This is a genomic window from Algoriphagus ratkowskyi, from assembly GCF_002150505.1.
In the GTDB taxonomy this organism is placed as follows: Bacteria; Bacteroidota; Bacteroidia; order Cytophagales; family Cyclobacteriaceae; genus Algoriphagus; species Algoriphagus ratkowskyi.
This window is the reverse complement of sequence record NZ_MSSV01000003.1, coordinates 217347-234628: the sequence shown is the minus strand read 5'-3', so window position 1 is coordinate 234628 and position 17282 is coordinate 217347. Positions and strand designations below refer to the sequence as shown.

The following is a 17282-nucleotide window of genomic DNA, read 5'->3' as shown; positions in this document are numbered from 1 at the left end:
AAAAAATGGTCCCGTCATCTCTGACGGGACTATTTTCACTTTTAAATCTAAGTTAACTATTACTTCAGTCCTCCAGTCATTTCTTCAGGTTTTACCCATTCGGTGAACTGCTCAGAAGTCAATAAGTTAAGTGCGATTGCGGCTTCTCTAAGGCTTGTGCCTTCCTTATGTGCTTTCTTAGCAATAGCTGCTGCATTTTCATATCCAATGTGTGGATTCAGTGCTGTTACTAGCATTAGTGAATTCTCCAAATGTCTCTGGATCATTGGTGTATTTGGTTCAATTCCTACAGCGCAATTGTCATTGAAGGATACACATGCATCGCCAATCAAGCGTGCTGACTGAAGAAAATTAGCTGCGATCATTGGCTTGAAGACATTCAATTCGAAATGTCCATTTGAGCCACCAATTGAGATAGCTACATCATTACCCATTACTTGAACAGCTACCATTGTGATGGCTTCTACTTGAGTTGGATTGACCTTGCCAGGCATAATAGATGATCCTGGCTCATTTTCAGGAATTAAAATCTCACCAATTCCAGATCTAGGCCCTGAAGATAGCATTCTCACGTCATTTGCAATTTTCATCAGAGAAACGGCCAATTGCTTCAATGCTCCATGCGTTTCTACCATGGCATCATGAGCTGCAAGCGCTTCGAATTTATTTTCAGCAGTCACAAATGGCTGACCAGATAACTCAGCAATTTTCTTAGCAACAAGCTCAGAGTATCCTTTTGGAGTGTTCAGGCCTGTTCCAACAGCTGTTCCTCCAAGAGCTAATTCTGAAAGATGTGACAAAGTGTTTTTAACCGCTTTTAAGCCATAATTAAGTTGAGCTACATATCCGCTAAACTCTTGTCCCAACGTAAGTGGAGTTGCATCCATAAAGTGAGTACGCCCAATTTTCACTACGTCCTTGAAAGCTTCAACTTTCTGCGCAAGTGTATCTCTTAGTTTTTCTACGCCAGGAATTGTGTTCTCCATCACCATTTTGTATGCAGCGATGTGCATAGCAGTAGGGTAGGTGTCATTAGATGATTGAGACTTATTTACATCATCATTAGGATGGATCTTCTTATTAGTGTCTTCCAAAGAACCACCTAAAAGTACGTGCGCGCGGTAAGCGATTACCTCATTTGAGTTCATGTTAGACTGGGTTCCAGACCCTGTTTGCCAAATCACCAGTGGAAACTGATCGTCGTGCTTGCCTTCCAAAATCTCATCACATACTTTTCCAATAATATCAGCCTTGTCTTGGTCCAAAACGCCCAATTCAGCATTCGTTTGCGCAGCGGCTTTTTTCAAAATCGCAAAAGCATGTGTGATTTCAATTGGCATACGGTTTTTATCCCCGCCGATTTTGAAGTTATTGATTGATCTTTGGGTCTGTGCGCCCCAGTATTTGTCAGCAGGAACCTCTACGGGCCCCATGGTGTCTTTTTCTATGCGGATGCTCATATAGTTTGTTTTAATGATTCTTATTTTCGTGGCTAAATTACGCCCAAATACCTTTTTCCCCTATACTAGAAGGTTTAATCCTTCATTTGGAAATTGATCAGTTGGTAAAAAACTTTGCGTGATTGCTTAACCTGCCTATTGAAGAAAAACATGGCGGTCAGATAATTGATTAGAGCTAAAGAAATGCAAAGCACAGCATATCCATAATTGGGAAGGATGAAAAGGTAAAATGCAGAGAAAGCGATCAGAATGATCGACCAAAATCCCAAGAAAAATAAGGCTCCCGGAAATAAGCGATAATTAATAAAAATTATGCTACCTCTAGCAGTTGATTCCACATTACCCAATATTAATGGAAGAAATGTGTCGGCTCTACCCACGATTTTGGAGATTCGAAAGCCTCTCTTGCCAACTATTCCATTGAAAACCTTATCTCCTTTAGCTAGCGTTCTTTGATCTAGGAAATTAACCTCTTGAGTGACACGATTCAGGTGTCCTAGGACTTCTTCTTTGGAAAGAGTGCTGACAAAAGTTTCGCTATCGTAAGGGAACAGGTTCAATAGTGTTTATTTAACGGCGATACAGGAGATTTCTACATTTACATTTTTGGGCAGTTTACTTACTTCTACTGTTTCTCGTGCTGGAGGGTTCGATGTGAAGTATTGACCATAGGCTTCATTGATTGTACCAAATTCATCCATGTTTTTGATGAAAATGCTGCATTTCACCACATCCGAAAATGAGAATCCAGCTGCTCTCAGTATCGCCTCCATGTTTTTCATTACCGCATGCGTTTCTTCTGTAATGTTTTCATTTATCAATTCCCCAGACTCTGGATCGAGGGCGATATTTCCGGAGACATATAGCGTATTTCCAGCTAAAACTGCCTGAGAATAAGGCCCGATTGGTGCTGGTGCCTCTTTTGTGAATATGATCTTGTTCATTTGATTGCTAGTTATATTTTTCCTTTTTACCTCTTACAAACTTTTTCTTTACTTACTCTTCGCTTCATTCCAATAGACATCCATTTCCGCGAGGGTCATTTCTGAGAGCGCTTTTCCTTTTTGTTTTGCAGCGTTCTCTAGGTATTGAAATCTCTTTATGAATTTCTTATTCGTTCGCTCCAACGCTTCTTCAGGATTAATATCAATAAATCGTGCGTAATTGATCAACGAAAAAAGTAAATCCCCGAATTCACCACTGGCTTTTTCCTTATCAATATCTTTCTCACCTGCGACATTGAATTCGTCCTTAAACTCCTGCATTTCTTCCTCCACTTTCTCCCAAACCTGTGTTTTTTCTTCCCAATCAAAACCAACTCCTCGAGCTTTTTCCTGAATACGCATAGCTTTGATAAGTGCGGGAAGAGATTTCGGAACTCCCCCGAGGACAGATTTATTTCCTTTTTCCGTCAATTTTATTTTTTCCCAATTCTGTTTCACTGCTTCTTCGTCTTCAGCGGTCACATCTCCATAGATATGTGGGTGTCGGCGAATTAGCTTTTCGCAAAGCGCATCAATCATCGATGTCATATCGAAGTTGCCTTCTTCAGACCCTATTCGGGCGTAGAACACGATGTGTAGGAGAATATCCCCCAATTCTTTTTTGATTTCTTGCGGATCGCCTTCGAGGATGGCGTCCGAAAGCTCAAAAGTTTCCTCTATGGTCAAATGTCTGAGACTTTCTGTCGTTTGCTTTTTGTCCCAAGGACATTGCTCCCTGAGTTCGTCCATGATCGTAAGTAATTTGTCAAAAGCAGCCAATTGATCGGCTCGGGAACTCAAATTTATCATTGGTGAGGAAACTATGCTTGAATTAGAAACGTTTTCGAAACAAAGCCTTAAATTTGCGCAAATTTATTCGTTATGACAACCGTATTTCTAACACTTGGTTTCGTTGCCTTATTCTTCATTTTGATGTCTGTAAGGCTTTTATTCCTTAAAAATGGTGAATTTAAAGGAACCTGTGCTTCTCAAAGCCCCTTTCTAAATAAAGAAGGTGCGACCTGTGGATTTTGTGGCAAGACTATGGAAGGTGATGCCGAATGTGGTAATCCAGACAATGAAGTGGACAAAGTTCTAGCCAAATTTAAATAAAAGTAGTCTCGTCATCTGGCTAGATATTTCAGTTTTTAATCAAATCAATTACCATACGTGTCACTAATCAAATCAATCTCTGGTATCAGAGGTACTATCGGCGGTAAAGCCGGAGATGGCCTTACTCCTATAGATATAGTCAAATTTGCTTCGGCTTATGGAGCTTGGGTACTAGAGAAAACGAACAATCCTAAAGTTATCATCGGGAGAGACGCCCGCCTTTCTGGTGAAATGGTCTCCGGATTAGTTTCTGCTACCCTTCAAGGGATGGGGATCGATGTAATCGACCTTGGCTTGAGCACTACTCCAACAGTAGAATTTGCTGTTCCTTTAGAAAAAGCAGGAGGAGGAATTATCCTTACAGCGAGTCATAATCCAGTGCAGTGGAATGCGCTTAAGCTTTTGAATGATAAAGGAGAATTTATTTCAGATGCTGAAGGAAAGGATATTTTAGAAAAAGCTGAAAAGGAAGACTTTACTTTTGCAGATGTAAAAAAATTGGGAAGCTATTCCCAGATCAACGATTACATCGAGCGCCATATCCAGCATGTGTTGGAATTGGAATTGGTAGATGTGGAAGCGATCAAGGCGCGAAACTTCAAAGTAGTAGTGGATGCAGTAAATTCCACAGGTGGAATAGCAGTTCCTATGTTACTAAGAGCCCTTGGCGTAACAGAAATCGAAGAAATGTACTGCAAGCCAGATGGTCACTTCCCTCACAATCCAGAACCACTCCCTGAGAATTTGCGAGATATCTGCTTAAAATTGGAACGTGGAAGCTATGATCTAGGAATAGTAGTCGATCCAGATGTGGATAGATTAGCATTTATCAACGAAGACGGATCCACTTTTGGTGAAGAATATACCCTGGTAGCAGTAGCTGATTATGTTCTTTCTAAGAATCCTGGCAATACAGTTTCTAACCTCAGCTCAACGCGTGCGCTCCGTGATGTAACAGGGAAAAGAGGGGGCGTTTACACTGCCTCAGCGGTAGGAGAGGTGAACGTAGTAAATCAAATGAAAGCTGTAGATGCAGTAATAGGCGGTGAAGGAAACGGCGGTATAATTTACCCAACTTCCCATTACGGCCGTGATGCGTTGGTAGGCATTGGTTTATTCCTAACCCATTTAGCCAATTTTGGCAAGTCTATTTCTAGACTTAGAGCCACTTATCCTAGCTATCATATTTCAAAAAATAAAATCGAACTCACTCCTGAGATTGACGTCGATAATATTCTGCTTGAGATCAAAAAGAAGTATAAAAGCCATCCAATCAACGATATAGACGGAGTGAAAATTGAATTTGAAAAGGAATGGGTACATTTGAGAAAATCTAATACAGAGCCTATTATCCGGATTTACTCTGAGTCTGAATCACAAGCGACAGCTGAGCATTTAGCCAAAAAGTTAATTGCCGATATCAAAGAAGTGGTGAATGCCTCCATGATTTGAGCTTTATCTAGAATATAAAAACCCAATACGAGTACAATGAAAATTTATTTCGATAACGCAGCTACAACGGCTATGGATGATCGAGTGATCGATGCCATGATTCCGTTTATGAGAAATCATTATGGCAATCCTTCTTCTGTCCACAGTTTTGGTAGAGAAGTAAGGACGGCTATCGAGAGATCTAGGAAAAAAGTAGCGGAATTACTAAATGCTACTCCTGCAGAGATTTTCTTCACTTCTGGAGGAACTGAAGCTGATAATACAGCTATTGTGTGCGGAATAGAAAGCCATGGTATCACGCATGCGATCACTTCTCCCTTAGAACATCATGCTGTTTTGCACACATTGCAGATGTGTGAGAAAAAAGGTCATATCAAGTTGAGTATCCTAGATGTAAACGAACAAGGCGAAGTGGATTTGGATCAGCTAGAGGAATTGCTAAAAGCTAATCCAAAAAGCTTGGTTTCTCTGATGCACGCCAATAATGAGATTGGTAACTTGAATGATTTAAATCGAATAGGATCACTTGCAAAAGAACACGGAGCATTTTTTCATTCGGATACGGTGCAGACGATGGGACATTATGTACATGACCTTAAGTCTATTCCAGTAGATTCTATTGTGGCTGGTGGGCATAAATTTCATGGACCAAAAGGCTCAGGATTTTTATATGTGAAAAAAGACAAGAAAATCTATCCGTTGATTCATGGAGGTGCTCAGGAGAGGAATATGCGTGGTGGTACGGAGAATGTAATCGGGATTATCGGGATTGCGAAAGCTTTGGAAATCGCCTACGAAGATATGGCCGAACATCATACGCATGTAGAGTCTGTTAAAAAGCATTTCATCAAAACTTTAATTCAGGAGATCCCAGGTGTAGGTTTTAATGGTCTTTCTGCTGATATGGATAAGAGTCTCTATACAGTATTAAGTGTGAGCTTACCTCCTTCTGAGGCAAATAGTGGCATGTTGCTTTTCAATCTTGATCTTGAAGGCGTTTCAGCTTCTGGAGGATCTGCTTGCAGTTCTGGAGCTACAGTCGGCTCGCATGTGCTGAGAGGAATAAATCATACTCCTGAACGAGATGCAGTTCGATTCTCGTTTAGTCGATTTAATACAATTGAGGAAGTTAATTATACTGTTGGAAAGCTGAAAGAACTATACGCTGTGGAAGCATAAGAAAGAGGAAAGGAGCTGAAAAGGCTCCTTTTTTAATATTTAACCACAAAGCTCGGGAAGAAAGCGCAAAGGATTAAGGTGTCAGGTTGAGCGAAGTCGAAACCTTACTTTCCTTTATACCCAATCGCATATGGAGTCCAGATCTCATAGATAGGATCACCTTTAGAACTTAGCCCTGTGTGGTGCCATTCTCCATCGATTACTTCATAATTGAAATCCAAACTAGCACCTACTCGGCTATCATCGCGGGAGAAGAAAGTGATGTTTTCGATGTATTTTCCATTTTTTGCAGTGTAAGTGCCGCCACCAGTCCCTGAGAATTCTTTTGTCTCTGAGTTGAAAGCTATCCATTGAAATCTACCTCCACTTAAGATTTTTACCGTTCTTCTGGCTGCCGGCGTAGATCTAGTGATTTCTTCACCTCGTTTTCTTCCAGTAATAACCCAATTTCCAGTGAGATCATCTTTTTCTTCAGAAACTTTTTCCCAGATTTCTACAAGCATTTTTCTATTGATTTCAGAAGAAATAACCATCTTTTCATTAACCCAGTCCAAGGTGTAAATATTAGATTTACCTACCTGTAAAGGGTCGAGTGTAAAGAAATCGAGGGTCTCTGTATATTTTCCATCAGAAAGAGTAAAAGGCCCGCCACCCGCACTGAGGAACTGATTGTCCGCAACTCCCTTAGCACCGAAAGCAAAATAATTATCCTGATAAATTTTGATGTATTCCATGTCCTTCACTTCCTGCCCATTTTGATGTGTCAATTTCCAAGCTCCATCAAGACTTTGTGCATCCACCCAACTAAAGAGAAAAAATGCTGTAAAAAAAAGAATGATTGTTTTCATGGGTTTTGAGGAGTTTATTAAGCTATTAAAATCAACAAGATTCTCCAGAAATGCAACGGTTTCTTTATGTTGTGGTTTTATTGCCTGATGATTAGAGAAAAATCTTATGGGAACATTTACTTTGGGCAAATCTAGAGGGCAGGTTTTGGACATGATTCCTGAATGGACTATTAATAAAATTCACGTAGGAGAACAAGTCATTGCATTGGTGAGAATAGATGTAAACTTTCATGCTTTTCAGACTGAATGCCCTCATCGTGGAACTTCATTGATTCATGGGTCGCTTACCGATGACTGTGAAATTATTTGCCCCTTGCACTACTACAGATTCGACCTGAAGACAGTAGCAGGGAAAGTGGGCTCTTGCGGAGATTTGAAAATTTACGACACTGAACTCACAGACGAAGGTTTGAAAATTTTCATATTATCGGTTTAATATTCTTTCAACATGGGTCATGTTTTAGACTCAAAAATTGAACTTGCTTAATCTTAAATTCCCATCTTGAACTTATTGATACTAGGAGCTTTATCTATTCTAAAATTATTTCCCGATATTTTACTTTCCAATCTAGTTTCACCTATATCATGAAAGCTCTTTTCAATCTTACATTTGCCTCATTTTTATTTTTCTCTGCCTGCCAGAATAAAATCTCTGAAACAGATTATACAGATTGGTCACACTATGGTGGTCCAGAAGATGGTTCACGATATTCTTCTTTGGCGCAAATAACGAGAGAAAATGTAGCCCAACTCGAAGTGGCGTGGACATATAATACCGGTGATGCAACCGAGCGTAGCCAGATCCAGTGTCAGCCGATTGTAGTCAACGGCTTGCTTTACGGTTCTACACCTTCTTTGGATGTCTTTGCGATTAATGCAGCGACTGGTGACGAAGTTTGGAGATTTGATCCTTTTGAGGTTTTAGGTGGAGAGAATTCTTGGGCTGGGACAAACCGAGGGGTCAGCTATTGGGAGGATGGAGATGATAAGCGGATTCTTTTCGGGGCAGGAAATTGGTTGATGGCTGTAGACGCTGGGAACGGTGAGCCAATTTTGAGTTTTGGAGATCAGGGGAAGGTTGACTTGAGGAAAGAATTGGATAGCGATCGAGAAGATTTTTTGATTGTGGCAAATGCTCCTGGTGTGGTCTATGGCGATTTATTAATTATCGGGATGCGGCTTTCCGAAGGATTGGATGCTGCGCCGGGTCATATTAGGGCTTATAATATCCGAACTGGGAAGCGTGAGTGGATTTTCCATACCATTCCGCAGGAAGGCGAACTAGGCTATGACACGTGGAATCCGGCTACTATCAAGCAGATAGGCGGAGCAAATAACTGGGCTGGGATGACGGTCGATCAGAAGAGAGGAATTGTCTTTGTGCCCACAGGATCAGCAACATATGATTTTTGGGGCGGATATCGCAAAGGAGATAACTTGTATGCCAATTCTTTGATTGCACTAAATGCTCAGACAGGAAAGCGAATTTGGCACTTTCAGGGTGTACATCATGACATCTGGGATCGGGATTTTCCTGCTAATCCCAATTTAATCCGAATCCAAAAAGAGGGAAAGTGGATTGACGCTGTGGCTCAAATTTCTAAACAAGGATTGACCTATGTGTTTGATCGGGAAACTGGTGAGCCAGTCTGGCCAATTATAGAAACTGAGGTTACTCAATCCGTTATGCCTGGTGAACACAGCTCTCCAACCCAGCCAATTCCAACATTTCCGGAGCCGTTTATGAATATGGTTTTTGGAGAAAAAGACATATTGAACCTAAAACCAGAATGGGAAGCGGACATTAGAAGTCAACTCGAAGGAGCAATCTATGGAGATACTTGGGCACCGCCACATCCAGAAAAGTCGCTTGTGCTTTTCCCTGGAATGGATGGAGGTGGAGAATGGGGAGGAGCATCTTTTGATCCTACTACACAGACCTTATATGTGAATGCCAATCAAATTCCTTGGATAATTGGGATGAAACCAAATGCTGATTTTGAGAGTGTAGGGAAATCAGTTTATACAAATTTCTGTGGGAATTGTCATGGGTTAGCCCGTAAAGGAAATCCACCTGCTATTCCAAGTTTGCTAGGTCTCAAGGAGAGATATTCTTACGATTCTCTAGATCATTTGCTTCGTAAAGGAAGAGGTGCAATGCCTGCATTCGATCATATTTCTTCGGAAAACAGGAAAGTTTTATTAGAGTATTTACTAGATAAAGCTCCAAAAGGAGATGACAAACAAGAAATGGAAAGTGATTCATCTCAGCTATTCCCTCGATACTACATGGATGGGTACAAGAAGCTAGTGACTAAAGAAGGGCTTTATGGATCTAGTCCTCCTTGGGGATTGCTCACAGCTATCAATATGAATACAGGTAAGAAAAAATGGCAGGTGACGTTGGGTGAAATTGATTCGCTATCTGCTCAAGGTTTTGATCCAACAGGTACAGAAAACTACGGTGGGCCGGTCGTGACAGCAGGAGGAATTCTATTTATCGCTGCGACAAAGGACGAGAAAATTCGTGCCTTTGATAAGGATACGGGTGAGATTCTTTGGGAAGCCAAACTTCCCGCCTCTGGCCATGCGACCCCTGCAGTCTATGAGATGAATGGAAAGCAATATTTGGTTATCGCCTGTGGAGGAGGCAAAGGCACCAAAAGTGGCGATGCATATGTAGCATTTGCACTACCGGAGTAGATCCTAATTTATTTTTTGTAAAACATTGATTTGCGGTTGATAACTCCATCAATGGAAAATTGTCCAGCTCCAAATATCAACACACTCATGAAAATCAGGAAATAAAGAAGTGGTAATTCCTTTCTGACGAATGGATCGGCACCATGAGCTATGAATGCCGCTGTCAACATGGTAATCATTAGTGGAATTGCAGCAAGCCGAGTTTTGAAACCAATCATAATTAATATGGAGCATATAAATTCAGCAAAGACAGCTAAAGAAAGAGAAGCGACTGAACCTATTCCTAAAAAATCCATGAATTTGATGGGTTCGTCATTGAAGAATTTCATTAGCTTAGGATAGCCATGAGTTAACATCATGCTGCCAGCTCCGATTCTGACAATCAATAATGTAATATCTTCTACTACCGTTTTCTTCATCTTTCAAGACTTTTTGATTCTGTTAACGCGAAATAGGTATAAGATTTCTGAAAAATTAGAACATTTTACATGATCAGTAACATAGATACATGGCTATAAAAGCAAAAAAACGTCAGACAATTTGCCTGACGTTTCTAACTCTATGTTAGTTATATTTTTAAATAAGGTTACTTACCTTTTTTGTTAATCATAGTCATTATAGTGCCGCCGATAATCTTAAGATCTGTAAGTAAGTTAATCTGAGATAAATATTTAAGATCCAATAGTACTCGTTGACACATTTCCTCAACAGTCTCAGCGTATCCAAAATCTACTTGTCCTATGGATGTAATACCTGGACGAAGAGTTAATAACTGAGCATATTGAGGCTGTCTTGCTACAATCTGCTTGATAAAATGAGCACGCTCAGGTCTAGGACCTACTACTGACATATCACCTACAAGCACATTAAAGAACTGAGGAAGCTCATCCAAGTGAGTCTTTCTCATAAAATTACCCCATTTAGTGACTCTAGGGTCATTATCTGTAGTCAACTGAGGACCATTAACCTCTGAGTCTACAATCATGCTTCTATATTTAACGATGTAAAATGGCTCACCATTCCTACCGATTCTCTCTTGCTTATAGAATATAGGACCTTTAGAAGTAGCCTTAGTGATAAGCATAAGAGTAAGAAAAACTGGTAATCCAGTTAAAATAGCTATGGAAGAAAACAAGATATCAAAGGATCTCTTAACAAATCGAGTAGTGATCTCGATTCCTTCATTTACTGATTGAGAAACTGAGCTTCTGGAAATGTTAGTAAGGGCAAAAAGGTCGGGAACCACACGCCCCGACTGGTAGCCTTTAAATACAATTTCTTGCTGGTGTGATTGATTACGTATCATTGGTTTAGTGTTTAGTCAAGTACTGTAGTGCTAGATATTATCCAATAGGAATGCCAAGTAGGAATACCCCTATTTAAGCGCCTAGAGAGGTTTTATATGAAATTTTTATTAATTTTTATGTGGAACCAATCCACACTTTGAGAGAGAATTTACCTGAGTAGACGTTCAGAATCGGCTCCAATAAGCTTTCGTCATAGAAAATGACTTACGGAAAACGGCTGGAATTGATTGATAATGAAGTCCCATTTTGTAGCCCACCAATTTTGCAGCGGTAGCTATCAAACTTTTTGGAATCAAGAGAGGATTATTATTCAAGGTATAGTTGAGTTCTGATTTGAGATATTTGAAACCTTCGCTTTCTGCTCTACCGAATTTTTCGAAGATCCATTGATTATTCACATGAAATACGCCAATGTCGAAATACCTTTTGAATTCCTCAATGGCTGAATAATTATGTGAATGGTATATTTTAGATTGCGAAAGGTATGCCAGTTTCCATCCTTGAAGTAACATTTTTCCTGCAATCAGCACATCTTCACCCAAAATAGAACCTGTTGGGAAGCCGTTAACATCAAAAAATGCTGTTTTTCGATATGCTGCAAAGGAGTTGGAGCATGAAATTGTTCTAATTCCCAAGCGTGCTGCATCCTCCATACTCTTCACTTTGGATTCTGCTGGATAGTTGAAAATTCTTGCATGAGTTTCCAAAACCTTTGCGTTTTTGTGTGGAAGTTGGCGGCCATAAGCCATTCCAAGCTCAGGATTCTCTTTCAATGCTTGAACCATCTTTGCGATAGTATCAGGCTCCTCGAGGATAGCATCTTGAGTTAAAAATATAAATACATCAGCTTCTGAAAATTTCTCGGCAGCCATTTGTCTAGTTCCGCCGTGGTCAAAATCTTTTTTGTCAATTTGGATTAAATCGTATGAATACTCTTTAATTAAATCTAATGTGCCATCAGTGGAACCAGAGTCAATAATGACTACTCGTGATATTGGATAGCTTTGGACAGCAATGCCATCCAAAACTTCTTTCCAGATTTCGCCTGCATTCAGCGTTGGGATAAAAAGATTGACTTTCACCACCCCTGTATGCTTATCATTTTGCAGTTCATTCATCTACTTCTACCTCCCCATAATTAGCCGTTCCGGCCGTTAATTTCTCATTTCTCACACGTGCTTTTCCTTTGCCAACAAATAACACCGATGTAGAATTCTTAATTCCTACATGCTCATTTCCTTCCAGTGTGAGCTGGTCAGGGTAGTGACTTCGGAAAGTTTGATTTTCTTCGCCTCCTAGGATTGAAGTAAGTAAATTGTCTTTTACAAGTAAATTAGAAGAACTATCATCAAAGATAGCCGTGTTAAAAGAGGTGATTTGATTTCCGATGATTCTGACGTTTTTAGCAGATTTTCTAAGAACAATTGCAGACGAATGTTGGCTTAGTATCTCGTTATTTTCGATCAGTGCATCATCAGCTTTCACTATCAAGATCACAGGGTTTGAAGAGCTGTTCTTGATCTTATTTCCCGACAAATGCATATCTCCTTTCATATTGAAGTTGAAAGCCACATTTGAAAAACTGTTGTCTTCAATCTGGAATTTATCTACCTGAATCCCATTCGGTAAAGAAAGAGACCCTAATTCATTAGCTCGCAGATGAATTTTCTTTGCTTTTGTATTTGCAATGAGATTAATGCTGCTGAATCTATTTTTCTCTAAAAGCAATTCCTCTAGACCAAGCGTGATTTCCACCTGATTATCTGCCCAATTTCCTTTTGCCAAGATCAGCCCACAACTTTCCATATAGATTGCAGGTCTGTTATTTCTATAGGCTTCATTATTAAAAAGGAGCACATTGGAAATATTGATCAAAGTCCCTATACCAGAGCCGTCTGGAGTTGATAACCCATTTACAAAGCCATTGTCGCAGGTTATATTATTGGCAATGACGCATTCTATATCCATTGCTGATTGGGGAGATCGATTGTTGATGTCGATAGCATCAGCGGCATTGGAATCGAGGATATTGGATAAAAAATTATAATCTCTTTCTTTTCCCTTATCACCAAAAGCAACCTGAATCCCTGACATGCCATTGTGGTGGATCACATTATTGAGGACTTCTACTTTTCGGCTACCGTAAATGAAAATACCGTTTTCTCCATTATTGTAGATTTCCGAATTATGTATTGAAATTGTATTACTAGAAAGGATTCGAATCCCAGTCCCAGGTTGGTAGCTATGAGTTTCTGATCTTGGCTTACCAAAGTGGTGGATTTTAGAATTCACTATTTCAATTTCACTAGACTCAAAAGTTACGATTCCTGGATAAGCCCGGAACTTCGTGGAATCGCCAATTAACTCGGTATTATAAATTCTAATTTGATGGCTTTTCAAAAGATAAATACCATCGTTCTTTGACTCTCCTTTCAGTGAAATACTTACGTTTTTTACCTGCTGTCCTAAAATCAACGGGTTTGGAGAATTCTGTTTTTCTATAGAGTATTCTCCAATTTTGGCATCCTCATGGTGCTTGATAAGGCCTTCGGAAAGAATATTTACGCCAGATCTAAGTTGAATAGTGCGAACAAGATATTTTCCCTCAGGAAAAAATACAGTATCACCTTCAGTAGCTTGATCGATCACTTGTTGAATTGCTACTGTCTGGTCACTCTTAGATTCAACAGCAACACCGTATTCAGTGATATTCAGTAATCTTCCTCCATTCGATGAATCGGATTGACCTACACCAGCTAGAGGCAATGCAAAAAGTAAAAAAAGAAATAAGTTATTATGATATCTCATGGTTGTTCTTTAGCTAAGAATGGTTTCCCAGGTTTCTTCCGCCGTCTTTTTCCAACTAAATTCCTGAGCTCTGTCCAGTCCTTTTACGATACATTCTACGTAGAAATTCTCATCACTTACAAGTTTTTCTATGCCAGATTGGATAGCGGAAATATTCGTTGGATCCACACAAAGTGCGGCACCGCCAGCAATTTCGGGAAGGGAAGTGGTATTTGATGTTAAAACTGGAGTGCCCGAAGCCATGGATTCTATGATTGGCAAGCCGAACCCTTCCATGAGCGAAGCAAAGAGCGTAGCGTGAGCGCCTTTATATAGTTTGGGTAAATCATCTTCTTCAATGAAGCCCAAATACCGAACCCTTTTCTGAATGCCAAGACTATCAATAAGCGCTTCTAATTCTGCATCAGCATCACCAGAGAGATAGAACATGAAATCATGTGGGATCCTAGCTTGTGCAAAAGCAGTAAGCATAGCCGGCAAATTCTTGTTTTTCCTTCTATTTCCTACATACAAAAAGTATGGCCGGACACTAACATATTCCTCCTCATTTTCTAAGAAATGACTGTCCACCCCATTATAAATCACCTTAATAAGTTCTTTGGGTAATCCCAAAATGTCCACTAGTTGGCTTTTGCTAAAATGGGATACTGTGATGATTTTCTTTGCTTTTAACGCTAGCCGAGCTATCACCTGCTCATAATAAATCTTATGCAATTTTGAATAATAAAATAAGTGCATCAAATCATGAACAGTGAATATGAATGGGACCTTCGAGAAGGCAGGAGGCATAAAGGACGGACTGTAGAAAACATCCGCATTTGACTTTTTAATTTCCTCACCAAGCATTAATGGAGACAATAAATTGCCAAGACCCATTTTGCTTTCGACATAGGTACATGAAACTTCTGAAGGAGCATATTTCATCACTTCTTGATACAATCTACCTATCCCTGTATTTCCCTCCCAGCGACTATCGATCAATATGTTATTTTTGATTTTCATGCAGAGATTTTTACGCTTTTTAACTTAGTGTCGTGCAGCGATCCGATAAGAAAAATCAGACACAAATACATTACAATATCATTGTCATAACCAGAATAAAGGATCATCATGATAGAAATGATGGGTAGGAATAATGCAGTCCAAAGTTTCACGTTGGATGTTCTGCGCCAGCATTCTTTGATAAACAAAACTAAAAATGCCAGAAATGAAAAGAATCCCACCACACCCATTTCTAAGTAGGTGGATAGAAAGGTATTATGTATATGAGGTTCTCCTCTATAGAACTCAGCATAATTTGCCAGGAATTCATGGGTACTCAGGAAGCCATTGCCGAGGGGGGAAATAGTCCCAAAATGCTGGAAGAATGCTGTCCAATACACTAATCGAATTCCCATACCGTCATTTGAAGAAGTTAGGGAATCCACGCGTATCACTTTTTGGAGTATAAATGGTAATGCAACAGCAATCAAAACTAGCATCGTGATCTTCCACTTTTTTTCTAATGAAAACCACAGTAGCACAAAGATCCCTAGGAGTAATGCGACGATAGGCGTTCGGGAAAGACTCAGAAATGCTATCAAAAACACAAAGACAATTCTTCCTATTGACAACCTACTTTTCAATACTACGGGTATGCAAATAAATGAAAAGCCGATTAGAGCGATCCTAGCGCCAAACATGTTCTTGTCATCTAATCCCCAGTAATAAAGGGTGTCACGGTAAAGTGAACTTGCTCGACCGGAGGAATCGCTTCCCATAATCAGTTTGAAGTCGTAGGCTTGATGATAGATTAGCAATTGGATGAGCGATAATACAAGAACAATGAACAACAGGGCATCTAGCTTGGAGATCAGCGCTTCGTTATTCCGTGAGCCGAGCCAATTCACAGCAAAAAACAGAAAACTGAAATTGATCATAAGCTTGACGATATTCGTCAAAGCAGAGGGTTCTCCAGGGTAATTGAATAAATAACTGAGGACCGTATAGGTACTAAAAATAGCTAGTGCTATTGACCATTTTGGGAAAGTAAGGCGAGGTGTATCTCTATAGAAAAAGAATGAAGCGACAATGAAAATCACTGGATAAACCTTCACTGGGAGAAACATAGAAATCAACGAAATCAGGAACAGTGATTCTGTTAATGAAATGGTTTTCCATTTTATTCCTCCAAGTATTGAAGCTTGGTTGGTATGTACGAATTCAGGCTGACTCATGATGAAACCTTAATACTGGGCTTATTTAGAGCCTGTTTCAAAACTGCTTCATATTCTCCCAACATCCGATCAGCATCCAAAATCGAAGCCACGGACTCTCGTGCATCTTGGCTGAATTGGTTATAAAGCTCAGCATTTTTATACAGTTGCTGCATGGCTAAACTCAATGAATCTGGCTCAGCGTCGTAACAGTATAAACCATTGATTCCGTCTTGAACAGTTTCTTGTAATCCGCCTCTTTTATTGGCTATCACCGGGACATGATTAGCCAAAGCTTCGATAGCCACCATTCCCAGAGGTTCTTCCCATAGAGAAGGGACGATTAGTACATCGATATCTGCAAGAAATTCAGTAGAATTCACATAACCCACAAAATCAATAGTAGAGCTTTTGGCCAGTTCTTTCAACTTGTCTTCGTACATCTTTTCCCCCTTTCCGGCGATGCTGAGACTTGCATCGAAATCCAGTTTTAGAAACTCTTCAATCAGCCACTCTAACCCTTTCACACTCGATAGTGTGCCTAGATAGCCAAATCGAATAGGTTGATTATTTTTTCTGGTAGGCTTAGGTGGAGGATTTGAAATCGATCGCGTATTGTAAATAATGTTTTTGGAAGCATTTTCAAAGTAGCCAAAAGAGGTAAACCGTTCCAGAATACTGTTACTGATTCCAACCACTGCAGTTACTAGTTTGGACTTATCTGGATGGTTGCTTCGCAAAAGTTTACAACTGAAACATTGCCTTTCGCAGGTTTGCTCATTTTTAAACATGTTGCTGTTTGGGCAGAGCAAATAGAGATCATGCAAAACCTGCACAATAGGTATTCCAGCTTGATGAATTGGTTTCCATACAGATGCTGACCAGCCTGCAAGATTGTGGCAGGAAACTACATCGGGTTTTTCTTTGGCTAAAATTTGTTTAACTACCTCAGCCATTTGTTCATTTGATTGATCTTGATAATGCCATGAAAGTCGTGAGAGCTTATTTTTCTTGGCTTTAGAATACGGCCAATAAGAATTTCGCAATCCCGCGCGGTAAACTTTCACGCCATCTACATATTCATTTTTCAACCCATCCTCGGACATCAAACTCAGGACCACGACCTCATGACCCAGAGATTTCATTCCTTCCACGATCAGCTTTAGGGAAATCTCCGCACCACCTTCGATCAAGGGGCTGTAGAGAGAATTGATGTATAGAATTTTCATGTTTC

17 protein-coding genes are annotated in these 17282 nt (G+C 40.0%); 5 read left to right on the top strand and 12 right to left on the bottom strand.

What is annotated here, in order from left to right:
- Positions 1–59: 59 nt before the first annotated feature.
- The 4 genes from fumC to mazG all read right to left on the bottom strand — a co-directional run bounded on the left by fumC (position 60) and on the right by mazG (position 3253).
- The gene (gene fumC, locus BVH02_RS04585; protein ID WP_086499529.1) at positions 60–1460 is read right to left on the bottom strand and encodes a class II fumarate hydratase; all 1401 of its coding nucleotides are present in this window, start codon (positions 1458–1460) and stop codon (positions 60–62) included.
- Between the two features lie 74 nt (positions 1461–1534).
- The gene (locus tag BVH02_RS04580; protein WP_086499527.1) at positions 1535–2020 is read right to left on the bottom strand and encodes a hypothetical protein; all 486 of its coding nucleotides are present in this window, start codon (positions 2018–2020) and stop codon (positions 1535–1537) included.
- A gap of 6 nt (positions 2021–2026) precedes the next feature.
- Entirely contained in the window at positions 2027–2404 is a 378-nt protein-coding gene (locus tag BVH02_RS04575; RefSeq protein WP_086499525.1) for a RidA family protein, read from the bottom strand.
- 48 nt (positions 2405–2452) lie between these two features.
- Entirely contained in the window at positions 2453–3253 is an 801-nt protein-coding gene (mazG, locus tag BVH02_RS04570; RefSeq protein WP_086499522.1) for a nucleoside triphosphate pyrophosphohydrolase, read from the bottom strand.
- A 72-nt stretch (positions 3254–3325) separates the two neighbouring features.
- Between mazG and BVH02_RS04565 the strand changes: the two genes are divergently transcribed.
- The 3 genes from BVH02_RS04565 to BVH02_RS04555 are packed head-to-tail and all read left to right on the top strand — an operon-like array spanning position 3326 to position 6187.
- Positions 3326–3556 (top strand): hypothetical protein, encoded by a 231-nt coding sequence (locus BVH02_RS04565; RefSeq protein WP_086499520.1) that lies wholly within the window; start codon positions 3326–3328, stop codon positions 3554–3556.
- A 57-nt stretch (positions 3557–3613) separates the two neighbouring features.
- Complete coding sequence (gene glmM / locus BVH02_RS04560; RefSeq protein WP_086499518.1) at positions 3614–5008, top strand: phosphoglucosamine mutase; 1395 nt, start codon at positions 3614–3616, stop codon at positions 5006–5008.
- Between the two features lie 36 nt (positions 5009–5044).
- Positions 5045–6187, top strand: a complete 1143-nt coding sequence (locus tag BVH02_RS04555) for a cysteine desulfurase family protein (RefSeq protein WP_086499516.1) — start codon at positions 5045–5047, stop codon at positions 6185–6187.
- A gap of 104 nt (positions 6188–6291) precedes the next feature.
- Here the strand turns inward: BVH02_RS04555 and BVH02_RS04550 are convergent, their stop codons facing one another.
- Positions 6292–7035: a hypothetical protein gene (locus BVH02_RS04550; protein ID WP_086499514.1), complete on the bottom strand. Its 744-nt coding sequence runs from the start codon at positions 7033–7035 to the stop codon at positions 6292–6294.
- Positions 7036–7141: 106 nt separating this feature from the next.
- On the opposite strand from BVH02_RS04550, the gene BVH02_RS04545 reads away from it, so the two are divergent.
- Both BVH02_RS04545 and BVH02_RS04540 read left to right on the top strand, forming a co-directional pair.
- The gene (locus BVH02_RS04545; protein WP_086499512.1) at positions 7142–7471 is read left to right on the top strand and encodes a Rieske (2Fe-2S) protein; all 330 of its coding nucleotides are present in this window, start codon (positions 7142–7144) and stop codon (positions 7469–7471) included.
- 149 nt (positions 7472–7620) lie between these two features.
- Complete coding sequence (locus tag BVH02_RS04540) at positions 7621–9738, top strand: outer membrane protein assembly factor BamB family protein (RefSeq protein WP_086499510.1); 2118 nt, start codon at positions 7621–7623, stop codon at positions 9736–9738.
- Between the two features lie 8 nt (positions 9739–9746).
- Here BVH02_RS04540 and BVH02_RS04535 read toward each other — a convergent pair whose 3' ends face one another.
- From BVH02_RS04535 to BVH02_RS04505, 7 genes are all read right to left on the bottom strand, one after another.
- Complete coding sequence (locus BVH02_RS04535; RefSeq protein WP_086499508.1) at positions 9747–10157, bottom strand: DoxX family protein; 411 nt, start codon at positions 10155–10157, stop codon at positions 9747–9749.
- 167 nt (positions 10158–10324) lie between these two features.
- Positions 10325–11044 (bottom strand): sugar transferase, encoded by a 720-nt coding sequence (locus BVH02_RS04530; protein ID WP_086499506.1) that lies wholly within the window; start codon positions 11042–11044, stop codon positions 10325–10327.
- Positions 11045–11209: 165 nt separating this feature from the next.
- On the bottom strand, positions 11210–12163 hold the full coding sequence (locus BVH02_RS04525) for a glycosyltransferase family 2 protein (protein WP_223271808.1): 954 nt from the start codon (positions 12161–12163) through the stop codon (positions 11210–11212).
- Positions 12156–13853, bottom strand: a complete 1698-nt coding sequence (locus BVH02_RS04520) for a right-handed parallel beta-helix repeat-containing protein (RefSeq protein ID WP_086499504.1) — start codon at positions 13851–13853, stop codon at positions 12156–12158. Before BVH02_RS04520 ends, BVH02_RS04525 begins: the two co-directional genes overlap by 8 nt.
- 9 nt (positions 13854–13862) lie before the next feature.
- A complete protein-coding gene (locus BVH02_RS04515) occupies positions 13863–14855 on the bottom strand; it encodes a glycosyltransferase family 4 protein (protein ID WP_086499502.1) in 993 nt (330 codons plus the stop codon).
- Positions 14852–16069, bottom strand: coding sequence for an O-antigen ligase family protein (locus BVH02_RS04510; protein ID WP_086499500.1), 1218 nt, complete (start codon positions 16067–16069; stop codon positions 14852–14854). The genes BVH02_RS04515 and BVH02_RS04510 overlap by 4 nt, the downstream gene beginning before the upstream one ends.
- Complete coding sequence (locus BVH02_RS04505; RefSeq protein ID WP_086499496.1) at positions 16066–17277, bottom strand: glycosyltransferase family 4 protein; 1212 nt, start codon at positions 17275–17277, stop codon at positions 16066–16068. Before BVH02_RS04505 ends, BVH02_RS04510 begins: the two co-directional genes overlap by 4 nt.
- Between the last annotated feature and the right edge of the window lie 5 nt (positions 17278–17282).

Bases quoted from the DNA above. Each gene is read 5' to 3' on its own strand.
- mazG (WP_086499522.1), bottom strand. From the start codon at position 3,253: ATGATAAATTTGAGTTCCCGAGCCGATCAATTGGCTGCTTTTGACAAA.
- BVH02_RS04550 (WP_086499514.1), bottom strand. From the start codon at position 7,035: ATGAAAACAATCATTCTTTTTTTTACAGCATTTTTTCTCTTTAGTTGG.
- BVH02_RS04510 (WP_086499500.1), bottom strand. From the start codon at position 16,069: ATGAGTCAGCCTGAATTCGTACATACCAACCAAGCTTCAATACTTGGA.
- BVH02_RS04545 (WP_086499512.1), top strand. From the start codon at position 7,142: ATGGGAACATTTACTTTGGGCAAATCTAGAGGGCAGGTTTTGGACATG.
- BVH02_RS04505 (WP_086499496.1), bottom strand. From the start codon at position 17,277: ATGAAAATTCTATACATCAATTCTCTCTACAGCCCCTTGATCGAAGGT.
- BVH02_RS04520 (WP_086499504.1), bottom strand. From the start codon at position 13,853: ATGAGATATCATAATAACTTATTTCTTTTTTTACTTTTTGCATTGCCT.
- BVH02_RS04515 (WP_086499502.1), bottom strand. From the start codon at position 14,855: ATGAAAATCAAAAATAACATATTGATCGATAGTCGCTGGGAGGGAAAT.
- BVH02_RS04535 (WP_086499508.1), bottom strand. From the start codon at position 10,157: ATGAAGAAAACGGTAGTAGAAGATATTACATTATTGATTGTCAGAATC.
- fumC (WP_086499529.1), bottom strand. From the start codon at position 1,460: ATGAGCATCCGCATAGAAAAAGACACCATGGGGCCCGTAGAGGTTCCT.
- BVH02_RS04530 (WP_086499506.1), bottom strand. From the start codon at position 11,044: ATGATACGTAATCAATCACACCAGCAAGAAATTGTATTTAAAGGCTAC.
- BVH02_RS04555 (WP_086499516.1), top strand. From the start codon at position 5,045: ATGAAAATTTATTTCGATAACGCAGCTACAACGGCTATGGATGATCGA.
- BVH02_RS04575 (WP_086499525.1), bottom strand. From the start codon at position 2,404: ATGAACAAGATCATATTCACAAAAGAGGCACCAGCACCAATCGGGCCT.
- BVH02_RS04565 (WP_086499520.1), top strand. From the start codon at position 3,326: ATGACAACCGTATTTCTAACACTTGGTTTCGTTGCCTTATTCTTCATT.
- BVH02_RS04540 (WP_086499510.1), top strand. From the start codon at position 7,621: ATGAAAGCTCTTTTCAATCTTACATTTGCCTCATTTTTATTTTTCTCT.
- BVH02_RS04525 (WP_223271808.1), bottom strand. From the start codon at position 12,163: ATGAATGAACTGCAAAATGATAAGCATACAGGGGTGGTGAAAGTCAAT.